Consider the following 19712-nt stretch of genomic DNA (forward strand, 5'->3'; position numbering starts at 1 on the left):
TCAAAAGCTTACGTGCCGGGACATATCGCCCGGGAGAAATGGCTTGACGGTGCGCGCGGCGGTTTCCGCCAGCGGGCTGAATAACGCTTCTTTCCAGAACGGCTGTTGCGGGATCGCTGTCATGCCGCACACCAACACGACGGCAAGCACAATGACCAATCCGCGTGCCAAACCGAACAAGCCGCCCAGACCACGATCCGCCACGCTCAGGCCACTGGCCTTGATGACAGCGTCCATTGCCATGGTGAGCAGCATCATCAGCAACCTTACCCCTAAAAACAGGGCAATGAAGGCCACGATCAGCCGTGTTGTGCCGCCTGGAATCATCTCCGGCAACAGCACCGCAAGATCTTGACCGTAGGCATTGGCAACGACGAGAGCGATGATCCAGCTCAGCAACGATAATATTTCCTTGACTAGTCCACGCAGGGTGCTGATGACAATCGAGCACACCAGCACAAAGATCACCAAATAATCAAATGCGGTCACAGGCGGCAATAATCAAGCCGGCACAAGTGTGCCATTGAGACCCAATTTAACGATTTTTGCGCGGATTCTTTCTGCCTCATCCTTGTTGGCAAAAGGTCCGACTCGGATTCGCGTGCGATCGCCAGCTTCCGTGGCAACTTTTTGCGTGTATGAATGGATACCTGCGTCCTTCAATCTGGTCTGCAGCTCATTAACCTTTTCCTTGGTCGCAAGGGCCGCGACCTGGATTACAAATTTACTGGATTTTTTTTCGGCGGCAGTCGGATCCGGCTTCCCTTCCAGCAGCGCCTTCGCGCGCGCGGCTTCGGCGGCCTTGTCCGCATTCTTATCCGCGGGTTTGTCAGTGAGTTTCTCGACCGGCTTGGGTTGTTGTTTTGGCTCCGGCTTGATGTCAGCCTTAGTATCTAATTTAGTATCCGCTTTCGCCAGCGCTGGCGCATGCGGCTTGTCTTGCGCCGGCTTGTTGCTGTCCGCAACGGGTTTTTCGTCGGCGGTTTTTTTCGCCGGCGTTGACGGCGTGGCAAGTGCCACGCGTGGCGATTCGGCTTTCGGCGATGCCGGTTTGGCATTGGCGCCGGAGTCGGTCGACTCTATCACTTCTTCCTTCGGATCGAGAGAAGATGTGGCACTTACCGTGGAATCGGTACCGGAACCCGCTGGGGGGCTGGCTGGCGCAGCAACCGGCTTGTCCTTCGATGGAATCTGAATCGTGATGTCATCGGCGACCGTTTTAGGCTCCGAATCCAGGATCATCGGCAACCCAATAATGGCGGCAAGAACCAGTGCAATTGCACCGATCAGGCGACGGCGCGCGCGTTTTTTCTCGGGCAAAACCGGATCGACCGGCGCATCGCCTTTGGCACCCTGCGCGGTCGCGCGGCGCTTGCGGCTGCGGACGGCCTTGGATTCCTCCTCGGCGCGCGAATAGAACGCGCTGTCATCCGAAGCGGATTCCTGCTTGTTTTTACGAAGGAACGATAACAAGCTCATGCGATAAAAATGACTCGGTCGGTAAAATTCAACGGCAGCCCTAAAAGAATAGTTAAAAGATTATCTTTTTACGACTGTCCTTCGGTTTTCCTGGCCTCGATGACGCCTGCAACAGTGAGGAAGGATCCGAAAACCGCAATTCTATCATTCTCCCCTGCTCTCTTTCGCGCATTCGCGAAAGCTGAGGCAGGACTGTCGAATAGTTCGATGGAACGCTCGCTGCCGGCGTCGCCGCGCGGCGTCACACCGGCGTCAATCAGCTTCTGCCGAAGATATTCTGCACTTGCCGCTCTTGGCAGAGGCAGGCTGGTCAGGCACCAATGGTCAATCGTGTCCTTGAGCTGCGCGATAACGCCATCGATATCCTTGTCCTGCATCGCGCCGAACACCGCATAGGTGTAAGGATGAAAACCCATATTGCCAAGATTTTGGGCCAGCGTGGCGGCGGCGTGCGGATTGTGGGCGACGTCGAGCACAATCGTCGGGCGCCCCGGCAGCACCTGAAAGCGGCCTGGCAGATCGACCAGGGCGAGGCCGGTACGCACTTCCTGGGCACCGACCGGCAGGCGATCACGCAGCGCTTCCAGCGCGGCCAGTGCGGCAGACGCATTGAGCAACTGGTTTGCACCGCGCAGCGCGGGGTAGCCGAGCGAGCTGCGGCGCTGGCTGCGGCCGCCATAGTTCCACTGCTGCTTATCGCCGGAGTAATTGAAATCGCGTCCGAACAGCCATAAATCGGCACCGATGGCTTGCGCATGATCGATCAGCGATTGTGGCGGCACCGGGTCGCCGCAAATCGCTGCACGTCCCGCCCGGAAAATGCCCGCCTTTTCAAAGCCGATTTTTTCGCGGGTATCGCCGAGATATTCGGTATGGTCGATATCGACGCTGGTGACGATGGCAACGTCGGCATCGATCACGTTGACGGCGTCGAGCCGGCCACCCAGCCCAACTTCGAGGATGACGGCATCCAGACCGGCTTCGGCGAACAGCTTCAGGATGGCCAGTGTCGTAAATTCAAAATAGGTCAGCGAGACATCGCCACGCTGCGCCTCCACCGCCGCAAACTGACTGACCAGCGCTTCATCGGAAACCTGTTCGCCATGGAGACGCGCACGCTCGTTAAAGTCGATCAGGTGCGGCGAGGTATAAACACCGACGCGGTAACCGGCCTGCATCAGGATGGCTTCCAGCATCGCACAGGTCGAACCCTTGCCATTGGTGCCGCCAACGATGATGACCGGACAATCGAAACGGATGCCCAGCCTGTCCTTGACCTGAGAAACGCGTTCCAATCCCATGTCGATGGCTTTGGGATGCATGGTTTCAAGCAGGGCCAGCCAGTCTGGCAATGTAGTGGGAAGGCTTTGCATGAGTTGAGAAGTATTGAAAAGTAAAAAGCCCGGACCATGCTGCGGTCCGGGCTGTCTGGTTTGGTGCGCGCTCAGGCCAGCACTTCGGCCGGCTGGTTCTGTAACAAGGCCAACAGGCGAGCAATTTCTTCGCGCATCTTGCGACGGTCAATAATCATGTCGACAGCGCCCTTCTGCAACAGGAATTCGGCGCGCTGGAAACCTTCGGGCAGTTTTTCGCGTACCGTATTTTCGATCACGCGCGGACCGGCAAAGCCGATCAGCGCCTTGGGTTCCGCAATCACCACATCGCCCATGAACGCGAACGATGCAGACACGCCGCCCATGGTCGGATCGGTGAGCACAGAGATAAACGGCAGCTTTTTCTCGGCCAACTTGGTCAGCATCGAAGTCGTCTTTGCCATCTGCATCAACGACAGCAAGCCTTCCTGCATACGTGCGCCGCCCGTGGCGGTAATGCAGATGAACGGCACCTTTTGTTCGAGCGCGACTTGCGCGCCACGGACGAAACGCTCGCCGACAACCGAACCCATGGAGCCGCCCATGAATTCGAATTCGAAGCAGGCGACCACGACCGGCAGTGTCATGATCGCACCGCCCATGACGATCATTGCGTCGGTTTCGCCAGTCGCTTCCATCGCGTCTTTCAGGCGGTCCGGGTATTTTTTGCTGTCCTTGAATTTCAGGGAATCGACCGGCAGTGCTTCCTGGCCGATTTCATAACGGCCACCCGCATCGAGCAGCGCGTCCAGGCGTTCACGGGCACGAATGCGCATGTGGTGATTGCACTTCGGGCAGACATGGATATTCGATTCCAGGTCGGTGCGATACAACACGGCTTCACAGGACGGGCACTTGACCCACAGTCCTTCCGGAACCGACTTGCGCGTCGCGGAATCGGAACGCTGGATACGCGGGGGTAGCAGTTTTTCAAGCCAGCTCATCGTGACCTCATCATAATTTTTGGTTGCCGCATTGTACCGCTCGGCTTGCCTTCCGCCAATATCGGCATGGGCAAGGTCGAGTTCCAGCGTGCATCTTTCAAAATGGCAAAAATATCAGCGTATTTCGTCGAGAGCGCTACGGATACCGGTAATAAATGTCTGCACCGCCTGCACGGCATTCTCGCGCGGCGTATTTTCCAGTTCCTGAATGATACGACTACCGATGACTACGGCATCCGATACGGAGCCAATCGCTTTTGCGGTAGCGCCATCGCGTATGCCAAAACCAACACCGACTGGCACTTTTACATGTTTCTTGATAGCGGGAATCTTTTCGGCGACAGCATCAAGATCGAGATGCCCCGAACCGGTAACACCCTTCAACGACACATAATACACGTAGCCGCTTGCAACTTTGCCAACCTGCTCGATACGTTCATCGGTGGAAGTCGGCGCCAGCAGGAAAATCGGGTCGAGTCCGTTTTCCTTCATCAGCATCGCGAAATCCTCGCATTCCTCGGGCGGATAATCCACAACGAGGACGCCATCAACGCCGGCCTGCTTCGCAGCTTCAACAAAGACACCGGCACCCATGCGCTCGATCGGATTGGCATAACCCATCAATACAACGGGCGTGGACTGGTTAGTACGACGAAACTCCGTGACGAACTGCAGCACATCGCGCATGCCGACGCCTTGTGCCAGCGCGCGCTCCGATGCGCGCTGAATGACCGGACCATCTGCCATTGGATCGGAAAACGGCACGCCAAGTTCGATAATGTCGGCGCCGCCGGCAACCAGCGCGTGCATTAATGGCACGGTCAGATCCGGGGCCGGGTCACCGGCGGTGATGAAAGGAATCAGGCCTTTCTTTTTCTGTTCTGCAAGTGTGTTCAGGACGACTTTTATTCTGGACATGGTATTGACTCTTTGGCTCTTGGCTCATCAGGTGCCGGAGCGCCGCCTTGTCGGGCGATGTTCCGGCAGGACATCGTTCGGATCACTGAAAATGCGGCGCGGATGTTGCTGCTGAAATCAGAAGTGCTTTTTCATCCGCTCTGCAACCGTATGCATGTCCTTGTCACCTCGTCCCGACAGGTTGGCCAGCACGATCTTGTCTTTGGGCAGCGTTGCGGCAAACTTGGCCGCGTAGGCGAGAGCATGGCTGGATTCGAGTGCGGGGATGATGCCTTCGATGCGGCAGCAGCTGTGGAATGCCGCAACGGCTTCTTCGTCGGTAACCGATACATACTGGGCACGCCCTGCATCCTTGAGCCATGCGTGCTCGGGGCCGACACCGGGATAGTCAAGTCCGGCGGAGACTGAATGGGTTTCGATAATCTGGCCGTTTTCATCCTGCAGCAGATAGGTCCGATTACCATGCAGGACGCCCGGCGAACCAGCGATCAGGGATGCCGAATGCCTGCCCGTTTCAAGCCCCTCACCCGCTGCTTCAACGCCAATGAGCTGCACGTCCTTGTGGTCGATATATGGATAGAAGATGCCCATGGCATTGGAGCCGCCACCGATGCACGCAACCACATAATCGGGTTGGCGACCGGTCATTTCAGGCATCTGTACCAGGCATTCCTTGCCAATCACGGACTGGAAATCACGCACCATCATCGGATACGGGTGAGGACCCGCCACGGTACCGATGATGTAGAAAGTGTTTTCGACGTTGGTCACCCAGTCGCGCATCGCCTCGTTCAGCGCGTCCTTGAGTGTCTTCGAGCCCGATTCCACCGGAACGACTTTGGCGCCGAGCAGTTCCATCCGATAGACGTTTTGCACCTGGCGCTTGACGTCTTCGCTTCCCATGTAGATCACGCACTCGAGGCCAAAACGCGCGCAGATCGTCGCAGTCGCCACGCCATGCTGCCCTGCGCCGGTTTCCGCAATGACGCGCGGCTTACCCATGCGCTTGGCCAGCAATGCCTGTCCGATCACGTTGTTGATCTTATGCGCGCCGGTGTGGTTCAAGTCTTCGCGCTTGAAGTAAATCTGTGCGCCACCCATCATTTCCGACCAGCGGCGTGCATGGTAAATGGGGCTGGGGCGCCCGACGAAATGCTTGAGTTCACGCTCAAACTCTTCGAGAAATCCGGGGTCGTTCTGGTAATGCGCATAGCCTTGCTTCAGCTCGGTCAAGGCATGGGTCAGCGTCTCGGAAACAAACGTGCCGCCGTAGGGACCGAAATGGCCGCGCGAGTCCGGGAGGTTGTACTGTGCCGTCTGGTGAATTGCGGTGGTCGATGTTGCCTGGCGCTCGGCATAGTTTTCAAGCGCGTTCAGTTCTTTCATGGTGTTCTCTTTCATTCGCTAAGGAAGACACATCGCGAAGACGTCATCTTCCATTCGACACCCTTACCGCGCAGGTAAGGGACTGGCATATCGCAGGATCTGGTCAGCGCAGAAGTGTTCGGCAATCGCTGGACTGGAATCGTTAGATGCCAGCACGAAGTGCATTTTTACCCGCACAATTTCTGCAGTCGCTTATCTGGTCGACTGTGAACCTTGACTATCGACCTTCAGATGGCGCGATCGGCACGGCGTACCGCATCAATGAATTCACGAATTTTGGCGGGATCCTTGATGCCTTTCGCCTGCTCGACGCCACTGCTGACATCGACGGCATGCGGCCTGACCTGAAGCACTGCTTCAGTGGCGTTTTGTACGCTCAAGCCACCACTTAAAACGACCCGAGGCGCGAGCTCTTTTGGAATGAGAGACCAATCGAAAACCTTTCCACCGCCGCCATAGCCTTCGACAAAGGCGTCGAGCAAGATACCCGCAAAGAGTTTGCTGGCAGCACGGTAACTATGTTCATATTCTAGCAAATCGGCGCCCGTCATATCGGGTTTCATACGGACGGCACGCAGGAATGGACGATTGACGATTTCAGCGGCCGCACAGCACTGCTCCATCGATTCATCGCCATGAAATTGCAATAAGGAAACGGGAGCTGTCCGAACCGTTGCGGCGACTTCTTCCGGGCTGGCATTCACGAACAATCCCACCGAGGTAACAAACGGTGGTACAGCCGATAACAGCGATGCGGCGTCTTCGGCCGTCACATGGCGCGGACTTTTGGCATAGAAGACCAGGCCGATGGCGTCGGCACCCGAAGCAATAGCTGCGCGCAGATCTTCCGGCCGGGTGATTCCACAGATTTTTATACGTGTGCGCTGTGTCATGAACTGATGAAAATAGACTAATGAAGAGGCCCGGACGAAGGTCGATATCGCCTCAAAACAGCTATTATGCGCCTGACGATGGCGGGTTGCAGGCGCGTTCTAAAGCCACGGAATCGCTCCCGTCGATTCCTGCGGCAGCTTCCATTTTTCATCGTAGGCAATTTTTGCCAGATACAAACCATCAGGCATGAAGGTCGGTGCGGCACGGCTGCGGTCACGATCCGCAAGGATGCGGCCCAGCCACGGCGGTGCCTGGTTTCCATTGCCGACGACGATCAGGGAGCCGACGATATTGCGCACCATGTGATGCAGGAACGCGCTGGCGGTAAGCGTGAAGACAATCAGGTCGCCACGTCGTTCGATACGGATATCGTGCATGGTTTTGACCGGCGATTTTGCCTGGCATTCCGCGGCGCGGAATGCAGAAAAGTCGTGTTCGCCGATCAAGTAGCGTGCAGCTTCCCGCATGGGTTCAATTTCCAGTGGCCGAAAAACCCAGCCGGCCTTGCCTGCCAGGAGAGGCGAGCGCACCGGATGGTTGTACAGCACGTAATAGTAAGTCCGGGCGGTCGCGCTGAAGCGCGCGTGAAACGCGTCCTGTCCTTCGGCGGACACTTCGGTTGCCCAGCGCACTGCGACAGAAGGCGGCAAAAACGCATTGACGCCCCGCACCCACGAAAAGGTGTCACGTGTGAGGTCGGTATCGAAGTGCACTACCTGCTCCAGCGCATGGACGCCGGTATCGGTGCGTCCGGCACAGGTAGTCTTGATGTCACGCAGCGAGAAGCGCTTGATTGCCGCCTCCAGCGTATCCTGTACGGTGCCGCCGGATGGCTGGGTCTGCCAGCCATGCCAGGGTGCGCCGTCGTATTGGACGCCAAGCACAATCCGTTTTAATTCCACGCCAGATCCTGATTCATTCACAATGAGCCAAAAAACAAAACGGGCGCCAGCAAATGCTGCGCCCGTTTTTCGGTCGCCTTCTTACTCAGGCGAGTTCAAGCAATAACGACTTCGCGCGTTCGCTCTGTTCGGGCGATCCGCCTTTCAGTACCTCGTCCAGCAGTTCGCGGGCACCTTCCTTGTCGCCGATTTCCTGGTAGGCGATGGCGAGATCCAGCTTGGTTGCCATTTCTGCGCTACTGAAACCGGATTCCTCATCAGCGCCGGTCAGCGAATCAAGGCTGCCCAGCGACTCGATCGATGTATCGAAATCAAGGCTGGACTTGCCGCCCTGCTCGGACGGATTGAGTTCAAGACTGATTCCAGACAGATCAAAGTCGAGTGGATCGTTTTCCGTCGTTTCAGCCTTCGCGTCCGCCTTCGCTTCCGGTACGGCCGGCACCTCGTCCAGTTCAGGAATTTCCAGGTCGAAGCTTCCGACGCCGGTATCCGCTGTTGCCGACGGCTTGTCGCTAACTACCGGCTCGGCATTCAGTTCAAGTGCCGGTTCCGCAGTATTGAGTGTGAAGTCGAAGTCCTTGATTGCAGGAATATCGATAACCTCCGGCTGCAACGGCGCCTCGGATGGCAGGTCGATACTGAAATCGCCAATCTGCTCCGCCTTGGCTTCCGCTTCCGCTTTCGGCTCAGCCGGCGTATCGAGGAAGTCAAAATCGATCGATGCGAGTGCTGCCGGCGGCTCGACAGATGCCGGACGCGGGATCGTATTCGGCACGACCATGTCGGGCATGTTCATGCCGTCGAGATCGAAGTCGAGGTCATTGGACGACGGCTTCGCGGCAATCGGCTCCTCCGACTTCTGTTCCTCAGGTTTGATTTCCGGCTCGGACTCCAGCTCAGACATCGGCTCGAAGTCCAGGTCGTTCGATGTCACGGCTGTCTTTTCCGCCGCGATATCCAGCGGTGCCTCGGACGTCAGTGCGCTATTGCTGAAATACGAGGTGTCGGTTTCCAGCGAGCTGATGGTGTCGAGCGACGTGGTGTCCGACTGGGTAGCCGACAGCAAGGTTGCAAGACCTTGCTCCTCCAGGGGCTGTGTTGGTGCGACCAGACCACCGGCTGCGCCTGCGGCCGTATTTTCCTTGCTGGCCTTGTCGTTTTTTGCACCGGCGTACAGCGGATTGTTCGGATCGATGCCCACACCGAGCGCAACGGCCTGCGCCCATTCTTCGCCTTCGCCCTTGGTCAGGCCATACAGCTCCGTCGCCAGCACTTCAAAGGCGCGCAGGTCTTTGCGATTGGAATAGATTTCAAGCAGCTTCACGCGGACAGCATGGCGCTCGGGCTGTGTGCGCAGGGCTTCTTTCAGGATTTCCTCGGCCTGAGCATCGCGGCCATACGCGATGTAGACATCCGCTTCGGCCACCGGATCAACCTCATTGGTATCCAGCTGGCTAGCCGACGGCGAGAAGCTGGAGTTGAACACGCTGTTGTTTGTATCGACGCTCTGACCACCGGTCGAGCCGAACAGCGAATTCGCTTTCAGGCTGGAATCGGTAATGATGCTGTCTTCAAACTGCTTGTTCTGCTTCTGGCGGCGGGCACGGTAGATACCAAGCGCACCAAGTGCAACCAGCAAAGCGCCCACACCGGGCAGGACCATTGGATTTTCAGTGAGCGACTCAAAGAAGCTCGGCTCCGGCGGTGGTGGCGGTACGACCGGCTTCGGTTTCGCGACCGCTGGAGCAGCCGGTTTTTCAGCTTGTGCTTCTGCTGTTTTTTCCGGTACGGATGGAGCAGAGGCTGCTGTTTCGGCAGAAGCGGCTGGTGCAGATACTGCCGGTGACGTTGCTGCAGGATTTGCGGTCTGCGCGGTCGGTGATGGTGCTGGTGCCGTTGTCGCGGTGGCAGGCGCTGGCGTTGGAGCCTGAGCGTCCGCCTTGGACGCGTCAGCCTGCTTCTGCTGTTCGGCCAGGCTTTGGTTCTTTACTTCCAACAGCTTTTGCAGATCAGTGACGTTCTTTTCCAGTTCCCTGACGCGGGTATTGGCTTCGGCAAGCGCCTTTTCCTTTGCAATGCGGTCTTCTGCCGAGGCTGTCCCGGCGGCCTTGTCGGCGTTGGCGCCAGCAGCAGGAAGCGCGTTGGACAACTTGAGTTTATCCCTGGATTCTGAAGCAGGCGTAGATTGTTCTTCCACCTTCGCCGTGATTTTTCCGCCAGCGCTCTGGCGACTTTCAGTGGATTTCTGCGCTGCGGATGCCGCGACCTGGCCGGCAAGTTTGCTGCGATAATTCTGAAAATCGGCGGCCTGGGCAACGACGATGTTGCGCGCTTCCGTATTGCTGATGCCGCGCGCCGTTTCAGCGCTGGGTACGGAAAGGATCTGGCCCGCTTTCAGGCGGTTCATGTTCTGACCGGAGAATGCATCGGGATTCGCCTGGTACAGTGCTACCAGCATCTGGTCCAGAGATACGCCACCCTGTTTGACCTGTCCCGCAATCTGGGCAAGCGTATCGCCGTTGCGCACTTTGTAATCGGTTGCGGCTTCCCGCGTGGTCTCAACCGGACGCGGTGTTTCCGGACGCGCCGCGCGTGGTGCGGACTCTATTGATGGAGAGCGACGCGGCGCCGCTTCCGATTGTGTAACAGACTGTGACGGCCGCGCGCTTTGTGGTGCGCGCGAGACGGTTGTATCTGGAATGGCAACCGGTGTTGGCGCAACTTGTGCTGCTTGCGTGCTGCGCAGGTCGGCAGGGTCGAGCAGGAAAGTGTACTCGCGAACCAGACGCCCGTTCGGGCCGGACAGCTCGAGCAGCATGTCGACGAACGGTTCATTCAATGGCTGCGCCGACGTCACGCGAATGACTTGACGCTCACCCCGCTGTTCGATCGCGAAACGCAAGGTAGTCAGTGCCGGACTGTAATCAATACTGGCTTGACGGAAGGTGTCGGCGGACGCCAGCTTGGCAGTGAGCGCACCTGCTTCATTGCGCGCGACGGAAGTCAGCTCAATCTCTGCACGTAAGGGTTGCCCGAGTGACGAAAGAACCGTCAGTTTGCCCAGGCCGGCAGCGTGCGCATTTGAAAACAGAAGCGCAGTCGCAACAGCGGCGCTGAGCGTTTTCAAAGTAAACAAGCCCGCTGTCGAGCGTTTATTTGAATGCATGTTTGATGGCATAGGGGGCAATCCGTTTGCGTATCTGGTAGGGGTACTATCACCGCGCCAATTTAACATTGTTCGGGGGAACTTTCACCATATCATCATGGACTTAGGCACGCAAGTGTAACTAAGTTGCTAACTAGGATGGAAATACCATGCTGCTATATACACTCTGGCATGGCGTGCTGTTGTTGAATGGCAACGCAACTGGGGCCTGTCGAATCCGGCTTGCGTCGCCAGCTTCAACAGGCCCCAGCATTTTCAGAGCAGCAGTCGCTTAGTTATCGAGGACGATGCGGAGCATGCGGCGCAGCGGCTCAGCCGCACCCCACAACAGCTGGTCGCCGACCGTGAACGCGGACAGGTACTCACCACCCATCTGCATCTTGCGCAGGCGGCCAACCGGGATGGTCAGGCTGCCGGTCACGGCTGCAGGGGTCAGGTCCTTCATCGAGGCTTCACGGTTGTTCGGAACAACCTTTGCCCACTGATTGCTGTCGGCGAGGATGCCTTCGATTTCATCGAGCGGTACGTCTTTCTTCAGCTTGATGGTCAATGCCTGCGAATGGCAACGCATGGCGCCGATGCGCACGCACAGGCCGTCGACCGGAATCGCTGCCTTGGCAGAAGCGCCGAAGCCCTCGCCGCGCCCGAGGATCTTGTTGGTCTCGGCGCCGCCCTTCCACTCTTCGCGCGATACGCCATTACCGAGATCCTTGTCGATCCAGGGAATCAGGTTGCCGCCGAGGGGAACGCCGAATTGCTTGGTCTCGTCAGCGGACATCGAGTGCTGCTTTGCCAGTACCTTGCGGTCGATTTCGAGGATGGCCGAAGCCGGATCGTCGAGCAGCGATTTGACTTCGGCATTGATGGAGCCGAACTGGGTCAGCAATTCGCGCATGTGCTGCGCGCCGCCACCGGAAGCCGCCTGGTAAGTCATGGATGTCATCCACTCGACCAGATCCTTGTCGAACAGTCCGCCCAGGCCCATCAGCATGCACGAGACGGTGCAGTTGCCGCCGATGTAGTTTTTCACGCCACGCTGGAGCGCATCCTTGATGACGTCGAGGTTGACCGGGTCCAGGATGATGATGGAGTCGTCTTTCATGCGCAGCGTGGATGCCGCGTCGATCCAGTAACCGTTCCATCCGGCGCTACGCAGCTGCGGGAAAATCTCGGTCGTGTAGTCACCGCCCTGGCAGGTAATAATGATGTCGCATTTTTTCAGCTCATCAATATTGTTTGCGTCTTTGAGTGTGGTTTCATTTTTCGCCGTTGCCGGGGCTTTGCCGCCTGCATTGGATGTCGAAAAGAATACCGGCTCGATATGAGCGAAATCGCCCTCTTCCTGCATGCGCTGCATCAGGACCGAGCCCACCATACCACGCCAACCCACCAGGCCTACTAACTTCACAATTTTCTCCCTCAAGTGCCCATCAATAAAAATACCGCATTACTTACTACCCCAGGGCCTTCACCACTGCATCGCCCATCTCGCGGGTACCGACCTTGGTCGTGCCATCCTCGTAGATGTCCGGCGTACGCAAGCCCTGCGCCAATACCTTCTTGACCGCGTTTTCAATGCGGTCCGCCTGCTCAGCCTTGTTCAGCGAGAAGCGCAGCATCATCGCCGCGGACAGGATGGTTGCCAGTGGATTGGCGACGCCCTTGCCGGCGATGTCGGGTGCCGAACCATGCGATGGTTCGTACAGACCCTTGTTGTTGGCATCCAGCGAGGCCGACGGCAGCATGCCGATCGAACCGGTCAGCATGGCTGCTGCATCGGACAGGATATCGCCGAACATGTTGCCGGTGACGATCACGTCAAACTTTTTCGGCGCGCGGACCAGTTGCATTGCCGCATTGTCCACATACATGTGATCCAGCGCGACGTCCTGGTATTCCTTGTGCACATCGGTCACGATGTCTTTCCAGAACTGGAAGGTCTCCAGCACGTTGGCCTTGTCAACGCTGGTCAAGCGCTTATCGCGCTTGCGCGCTGCCTGGAAAGCGACATGGGCGATACGCCGGATTTCGGATTCGGCATAGCGCATGGTGTCAAAACCTTCACGCTCGCCCTTGAACGCACCGTCCGGTGCGGTACGCACGCCGCGCGGCTGACCAAAATAGATGTCGCCTGTCAGTTCGCGAATGATAAGGATGTCGAGCCCGGATACGACCTCGGGTTTGAGTGTCGATGCGCCAGCCAGTTCCGGATAAAGGATCGCCGGACGCAGATTGGCAAACAGGTTCAGGTTCTTGCGCAGGCCAAGGATCGCCTGCTCGGGACGCAATGGGCGATCGAGCGTATCGTATTTCCAGTCGCCGACGGCACCGAACAGCACGGCATCCGCCTGCTGCGCCAGCTTCAGCGTGCCTTCGGGCAGCGGATGGCCGTGCGCTTCGTAACCCGCACCGCCAACCGGCGCGGTTTCCATTTCAAATTTTTCATCGAGCGCGTTCAGGACGCGGACCGCCTGGTCAATGATCTCGGGGCCAATGCCGTCACCCGGCAAAATTGCAATTTTCATTTGTGTTCTTGGTTAATTGCCTGGATTCAGATGGTGTTCGCAAGCCAGGGATTCGCCGCGACGTGACGTTCTTCAAAAGCACGAATCTTGTCCGCCTGGCGCAGCGTGAGGCCGATGTCATCGAGGCCGTTCAGCAGGCAGTACTTGCGGAAGCCGTCCACTTCAAACGGATAGCTTGCACTGCCATTGGCGGTACGTACTACCTGATTCTCCAGATCCACCACCAGGCGGAAGCCGGGGAAAGCTTTGACTTCGTTGAAAAGCTGATCCACCTGGACTTCGCTCAGCACGATCGGCAGCACACCGTTCTTGAAGCAGTTATTGAAGAAAATGTCCGCAAAGCTTGGCGCGATCACTGCACGAAAACCATATTGCTGCAGGGCCCACGGTGCATGCTCGCGCGAGGAACCGCAACCGAAATTCTTGCGCGTCAACAGGATGGAAGCGCCCTGATAGCGTGGCTGATTCAGCACGAAATCCGGGTTGACCGGACGCTTGCTGTTGTCCATGCCTGGCTCGCCATGGTCCAGGTAACGCCATTCGTCAAACAGGTTGGGGCCGAAGCCGCTACGCTTGATCGATTTCAGGAACTGCTTGGGAATGATGGCATCGGTGTCGACATTGGCACGGTCCAGCGGCGCAACCAATCCATCGTGTACGGTAAATTTATCCATGATCTCTGACTCTGATCTGCGGGCTACTGCCAGCATGGCAACGGCCCGACTTTCGTTTGCTCGACGCGCTTATTTCTTCGCTGCGCTTTCCACCACTTCGCCCACTTTCCTGACATCCTTGCCAACGCCCTGAACGGTGTTGCATCCCATCAGGACCAATGTCGACAACACCGCAGCGACAAGTGCGACTTGTTTTTTTGTATTTTTCATAGGGCCTCCCTGTAAGCCTGATCACTCAACAAACTGTACGGCAGACGCGGTGCATGGGTACTTTTAACATCGACCCGATCACAAAACGCAGCTGCCGGATTACTGCTGTGAAGCATTCGGTCTGTCGCTCACTCCCGTTCAGCGCAGCGCGCGTACATCGACAAAATGTCCGGCGATACCCGCCGCTGCTGCCATGGCAGGCGATACCAGGTGAGTACGTCCCCCCTGTCCCTGACGGCCTTCGAAGTTGCGGTTCGAGGTCGATGCACAACGCTCCCCCGGCTCCAGGCGATCAGCATTCATCGCCAGACACATCGAGCAGCCCGGTTCACGCCATTCAAAGCCCGCGTCACGGAAAATCTTGTCGAGACCTTCGCGCTCGGCCTGGTCTTTCACCAGTCCGGATCCTGGGACCACCATCGCCAGCTTGACGTTGGAAGCACGTTGCTTGCCTCGCACGACCGCTGCCGCTGCGCGCAAGTCTTCAATGCGCGAGTTGGTGCAGGATCCGATGAACACCTTGTCGATACGGATATCCGACATCGCGGTATTCGGCTTCAGGTTCATGTAGACCAGCGCCTTTTCCATGGCGTCACGCTTGACGGCATCCTTTTCCTTTTCAGGGTCCGGCACGCGGTCGTCAATCGATACCACCATCTCCGGGGAGGTACCCCAGGTGACTTGCGGCTTGATCTCGGCAGCGTTCAGAGTCACCACCAGGTCGAACTTCGCCCCTGGATCGGAATGCAGATTGCGCCATGCATCCACCGCGCGGTCCCAGTGTGGGCCAACCGGTGAGAAAGGACGTCCCTTGACATAGTTGATCGTCGTATCGTCCACCGCCACCATACCGGCGCGGGCGCCCGCTTCAATCGCCATGTTGCAGATGGTCATGCGGCCTTCCATCGACAGCGAACGGATGGTCGAACCGGCAAATTCGATCGCGTAACCGGTGCCGCCGGCCGTACCGATCTTGCCGATCACCGCCAGCACAATGTCCTTGGCAGTGACGCCGAACGGCAAGGCGCCGTCGACTTGCACGAGCATGGCCTTCGACTTCTTGGCAAGCAGCGTCTGGGTGGCGAGCACGTGTTCGACTTCAGACGTGCCGATGCCATGCGCGAGGCAGCCAAACGCGCCGTGCGTGGAAGTATGCGAATCGCCGCACACCACGGTCATGCCCGGCAAGGTCGCGCCCTGCTCAGGGCCGATGACGTGGACAATACCCTGGCGTTTGTCCTGCATGCCGAAATAAGTCAGCCCATATTCCTTTGCGTTGGCATCCAGGGTTTCGACCTGCAGGCGCGAAATCGGATCGGCAATGCCGTTGGCACGGTCGGTGGTCGGCACATTGTGGTCGGCCACGACCAAGTTGGCCGAGACGCGCCACGGCTGTCGGTTGGCCAGCTTGAGGCCTTCGAAAGCCTGTGGACTGGTGACTTCATGCAGCAGGTGGCGGTCGATGTAAAGGATGGCAGTACCGTCCTCTTCCGTATGGACGACGTGCGATTCCCAGAGTTTGTCGTAGAGCGTTTGGGCCATGTTGAAAAGCGTGCGAAGCAGCGCAAAACGGAGAAAATAGTCTTCGATTATGCCATAGTTGTGCAGTGCAAACCCGCGTCACGCCGCGCTCCGCACAATGAAAAACGCCCGTGGAAGAAGCCGCGGGCGTTCATTGCATCTTTTATTGCCAATTCTGTTAATAATGTGGCAATCCTCCGGTCAGCGCGTCTTTCTTGCCTGTTCGTACAGCGGCATGACCCGCTGTGAGTAAGCGGTGAGGTCGCTGAGGCGATCGGACTGGGAGGGATGGGTTGACAGAAATTTTGGAGGCGAACTGCCACCAACCTGACCCATCTTTTGCCAGAGCGTTATCGCGGCACGCGGGTCGTAGCCGGCACGAGCGGCCAGTTCAATGCCTACACGATCGGCTTCAGTTTCGTGCGCACGGGAGTTGGGCAGGCCAACCAGGCCCATGTAGGCATATTGAGCGCCCTGCTGTCCGATCTCGCCCAGTCCCAGCAATGCGCTTCCAACGGAAATGACGCCGCCGGCAATCATTTGTTCGGATGCGCGCTCCCGCGCGTGCTCGCGCAGGGCATGGGCAATTTCATGCCCCATGACGGCGGCAAGCTCATCGTCGGTAATTTGCAGCTTTTCCATCAGTCCCGTATAGACAGCCATCTTTCCACCAGGCATGCACCATGCGTTCACTTCGGGTGAAGTCAGTACGTTGACTTCCCAAGACCATGCGCGTGCGTCGGGGCGGAAGGCGACGACCTGTGGGATGATCCTGCCGGCAACGGCGCGGACACGGGCCACCTGAGCAGAATTGCGGTTCAAGGTGCCCTTTTGCCCTTCTTGCGCGATCAGCTTGCTGTATTCTTCACGCGCTGCCTGCTCAATAGCTTCAGGCGCCACGGCCATTCTTTGTTGACGGTTGACGCCAACCACACCGCTTTGTGTAGTCTGGACGGTTTCACAGGCGACCAGCGTCAGCATGCTAACGCCAAGCAGGGCACTCTTCACGCCCGTCATCACTGATGGTTTAAAACGAACGACAGATTTCATTGTCTCTCCTCAATGTTTTGCCAGCGGTACGACAACATCGCGGCAACCGCGCCGCCCAGAGAAAATATTGCTGCTACCAAATAGACTGCGTGTGAGCCGAATCTATCCCAGAACCCACTCAGTATCAGTCCACCAAGCGTGCCGCCCAAGCCATAGGAAATACTTGTATAAAAAGCTTGGCCGCTGGCTTGCAAAGGCCCGGCGAACCAGCGCTGCATGGTGACCACCGAAGCTGAATGATGCACGCCGAACGTCGCCGCATTCAGCACTTGCGCGACAAGAAGCAGGATCAGCGATTCCGCACCGAAACCAATCAGCAGAAAGCGCACGACCGCAAGCAAAAGGCTGGCAATCATGAGCTTGCGGACACCAAAGCGGCGAAACAGCGGCGTCTGGTAGAAAAAGAAAACGATTTCCACGACAACACCGAGCGACCACATCAAGCCTATCACTGTATTGCTGTAGCCGATTTGCGCCAGGTACAGGGAATAGAAGACATACAGCGAAGCGTGCGCGGCAATCATCAGGAAAGTCGACGTGAAGAACGCCAGCACCTCCCGCTTGCGCAATAAAGCCAGCACCGAGGACGCCTGCGCACGATGATCGCCGTGCGCGCTTTCCTGCATGCGAAGGCTGGCTCCCAGCACCATGAGCAGCAAGGCCAGCGCGATCCAGGGCAGCAGCCCGATGCCCCACCAGTCCAGAAACGGTCCGGCGATCGTGACGCTCAGGATAAAACCTACCGAACCCCACAACCGCAGCCGGCCATAGTGCGTCAGGTCGCCACGCATCTCGGACAGCATCAGCGCTTCCGACAAGGGACTCTGCGCGCTGGTGAAAAAATTCACGAGGACCATGACGATGAACAACTGCACGAAGGTCTGGCCGAAAAACATGCCAACGAATGCAGTCGCGGAGGCCACGGCGGTGATGCGCAGCACCGTGACGCGCTGCTGGTGGCGATCGGCGACCCATCCCCAGAGATTGGGCCCGAAGATGCGCATGACCTGCATCAGCGACATGAGGATGCCGATCTGCGCGGCGCTCAGGCCTTTTTCAGAAAAGTAGAGACTGGCATAGGGCGAGAACACGCCGATGTAGCCGTAATAGGCAAAAAAGAACAGAGCAAAGCTGATCGACTGCTTTGGCCAGGAAGTAGGCTGCACGTAGGGTTGTTCAGACGGTAGGCAAAGGAAAACGGAAAGCGGAAACAGGGTTCCCGCCGGGCTGTGCCGGGACGATGACCGGCGATTCTTACCCTATCCTTGCCGCAATCGGAGGCGTTCCGACGCGGACATCGCCGCATTGGGCGCGATGCCGCAACGCGTGGTCCATCAGCACCAGGGCAAGCATCGCCTCGGCGATCGGCGTGGCGCGAATACCGACACAGGGATCGTGACGACCGAAAGTTTCCACGTTGATCGGGTTGCCGGCCTTGTCGATCGAATGGCGCGGCGTGCGGATGCTGGACGTTGGCTTGATGGCGATCGATGCGGTGATGTCCTGGCCGGTCGAGATGCCGCCCAGCACGCCGCCCGCGTTATTGGAGGCAAAGCCGCCGGGTGTCAGTTCGTCGCCATGTTCCGTGCCTTTTTGCGAAACTGAGCGGAAGCCGGCGCCGATCTCCACGCCCTTGACCGCGTTGATGCCCATCAGCGCGAAGGCAATGTCGGCGTCCAGCTTGTCATAGATCGGTTCGCCGAGACCTATCGGCACGTTCTGGGCCACGACGTCGATGCGCGCGCCGCAGGAGTCGCCATCCTTGCGCAACTGGTCCATATAGTCTTCCAGCTGCGGAATCACCGTGGCGTTGGCAGCGAAAAACGGATTATCCGGCACGTGGTCCCAGGATTCGAAAGGAATCGCAATATCCCCAAGCTGGCTCATGCAGCCTTTGAACACCGTTCCGTACTGCTGCTTCAGCCACTTGCGCGCAATCGCGGCGGCGCCGACCACTGGTGCGGTCAGTCTTGCCGACGAGCGGCCACCGCCGCGCGGATCGCGGATACCGTACTTGTGCCAGTAGGTGTAGTCGGCATGGCCGGGACGAAAAGTATCGAGAATGTTGCCGTAGTCCTTGCTGCGCTGGTCCTGGTTGCGGATCAGCAGAGCGATCGGCGTACCGGTCGTTTTACCTTCATAGACACCGGACAGGATTTCGACGGTATCGGGTTCCTGGCGCTGCGTCACGTGACGGGAAGTGCCTGGCTTGCGACGATCGAGCTCCGGCTGGATGTCGGCCTCGGAAAGCTCCATGCCGGGCGGGCAGCCATCCACCACGCAGCCGATGGCGGGGCCATGCGACTCGCCAAACGTGGTGACAGTGAAGAGCGTGCCAAAAGTATTGCCGGACATGATAAGTAGCCAAGTAATCTGGAAAGCATAGATTCTAGCTTATCGACGCAAGCGTTCGTTGAAAAACGGCATCGCTCAGCAAAACTTCGCAAGCCGCGTCATATCGCTTTCATTGGCGCTTTGGCATCACCTTGCCATGGCATCGCCGTGAAATTGCGACATTCAGGCCTTTTTCTTCGGCTTGCCCTGTGGCTTGTGGCATCTGCTGATTGCACACGACGGAAATCTGGTGCAACATCCATGAGAAGTTGAATAACAGCAAGTTCATTTTAATCAGAAACGAAAGCAGCGCCGTCGTCGACAAGGCAGACCATC

General features: G+C 57.8%; 17 protein-coding genes. All 17 read right to left on the reverse strand.

Features of this window, described 5'->3' with window-relative positions; genetic code table 11:
• Positions 1-489, reverse strand: coding sequence for a CvpA family protein (locus ASE07_RS15220; RefSeq protein ID WP_057291675.1), 489 nt, complete (start codon positions 487-489; stop codon positions 1-3).
• A 12-nt stretch (positions 490-501) separates the two neighbouring features.
• Entirely contained in the window at positions 502-1479 is a 978-nt protein-coding gene (locus ASE07_RS15225; RefSeq protein ID WP_057291676.1) for an SPOR domain-containing protein, read from the reverse strand.
• 68 nt (positions 1480-1547) lie between these two features.
• Entirely contained in the window at positions 1548-2852 is a 1305-nt protein-coding gene (folC, locus tag ASE07_RS15230; RefSeq protein WP_057291677.1) for a bifunctional tetrahydrofolate synthase/dihydrofolate synthase, read from the reverse strand.
• Between the two features lie 71 nt (positions 2853-2923).
• The gene (gene accD / locus ASE07_RS15235) at positions 2924-3796 is read right to left on the reverse strand and encodes an acetyl-CoA carboxylase, carboxyltransferase subunit beta (protein ID WP_057291678.1); all 873 of its coding nucleotides are present in this window, start codon (positions 3794-3796) and stop codon (positions 2924-2926) included.
• A gap of 114 nt (positions 3797-3910) precedes the next feature.
• Complete coding sequence (trpA, locus tag ASE07_RS15240) at positions 3911-4714, reverse strand: tryptophan synthase subunit alpha (RefSeq protein WP_057291679.1); 804 nt, start codon at positions 4712-4714, stop codon at positions 3911-3913.
• Between the two features lie 117 nt (positions 4715-4831).
• Positions 4832-6100 carry a tryptophan synthase subunit beta gene (gene trpB / locus ASE07_RS15245; RefSeq protein ID WP_057291782.1) on the reverse strand — a complete coding sequence of 423 codons (1269 nt, stop codon included), beginning with the start codon at positions 6098-6100 and terminating at the stop codon, positions 4832-4834.
• Between the two features lie 227 nt (positions 6101-6327).
• The gene (locus ASE07_RS15250; RefSeq protein ID WP_057291680.1) at positions 6328-6993 is read right to left on the reverse strand and encodes a phosphoribosylanthranilate isomerase; all 666 of its coding nucleotides are present in this window, start codon (positions 6991-6993) and stop codon (positions 6328-6330) included.
• A gap of 99 nt (positions 6994-7092) precedes the next feature.
• Positions 7093-7917: a tRNA pseudouridine(38-40) synthase TruA gene (gene truA / locus ASE07_RS15255; protein WP_082584174.1), complete on the reverse strand. Its 825-nt coding sequence runs from the start codon at positions 7915-7917 to the stop codon at positions 7093-7095.
• A gap of 64 nt (positions 7918-7981) precedes the next feature.
• On the reverse strand, positions 7982-11062 hold the full coding sequence (locus tag ASE07_RS15260) for a FimV/HubP family polar landmark protein (protein ID WP_200960942.1): 3081 nt from the start codon (positions 11060-11062) through the stop codon (positions 7982-7984).
• Between the two features lie 271 nt (positions 11063-11333).
• Positions 11334-12473: an aspartate-semialdehyde dehydrogenase gene (asd, locus tag ASE07_RS15265; protein ID WP_200960947.1), complete on the reverse strand. Its 1140-nt coding sequence runs from the start codon at positions 12471-12473 to the stop codon at positions 11334-11336.
• Between the two features lie 43 nt (positions 12474-12516).
• Complete coding sequence (gene leuB / locus ASE07_RS15270) at positions 12517-13587, reverse strand: 3-isopropylmalate dehydrogenase (RefSeq protein ID WP_057291684.1); 1071 nt, start codon at positions 13585-13587, stop codon at positions 12517-12519.
• A gap of 26 nt (positions 13588-13613) precedes the next feature.
• Positions 13614-14261: a 3-isopropylmalate dehydratase small subunit gene (gene leuD, locus ASE07_RS15275; RefSeq protein ID WP_057291685.1), complete on the reverse strand. Its 648-nt coding sequence runs from the start codon at positions 14259-14261 to the stop codon at positions 13614-13616.
• 69 nt (positions 14262-14330) lie between these two features.
• Positions 14331-14471, reverse strand: a complete 141-nt coding sequence (locus ASE07_RS15280) for an entericidin A/B family lipoprotein (protein WP_057291686.1) — start codon at positions 14469-14471, stop codon at positions 14331-14333.
• Between the two features lie 138 nt (positions 14472-14609).
• A complete protein-coding gene (leuC, locus tag ASE07_RS15285) occupies positions 14610-16013 on the reverse strand; it encodes a 3-isopropylmalate dehydratase large subunit (protein WP_057291687.1) in 1404 nt (467 codons plus the stop codon).
• 180 nt (positions 16014-16193) lie between these two features.
• Positions 16194-17009, reverse strand: coding sequence for a M48 family metallopeptidase (locus tag ASE07_RS15290; RefSeq protein WP_442946078.1), 816 nt, complete (start codon positions 17007-17009; stop codon positions 16194-16196).
• A 29-nt stretch (positions 17010-17038) separates the two neighbouring features.
• Positions 17039-18208: an MFS transporter gene (locus ASE07_RS15295; RefSeq protein ID WP_057291689.1), complete on the reverse strand. Its 1170-nt coding sequence runs from the start codon at positions 18206-18208 to the stop codon at positions 17039-17041.
• A gap of 88 nt (positions 18209-18296) precedes the next feature.
• The gene (gene aroC / locus ASE07_RS15300; protein ID WP_057291690.1) at positions 18297-19397 is read right to left on the reverse strand and encodes a chorismate synthase; all 1101 of its coding nucleotides are present in this window, start codon (positions 19395-19397) and stop codon (positions 18297-18299) included.
• Positions 19398-19712 lie beyond the last annotated feature (315 nt).

The sequence above is a fragment of the Noviherbaspirillum sp. Root189 genome, assembly GCF_001428545.1.
Classification (GTDB): Bacteria; Pseudomonadota; Gammaproteobacteria; order Burkholderiales; family Burkholderiaceae_D; genus Noviherbaspirillum.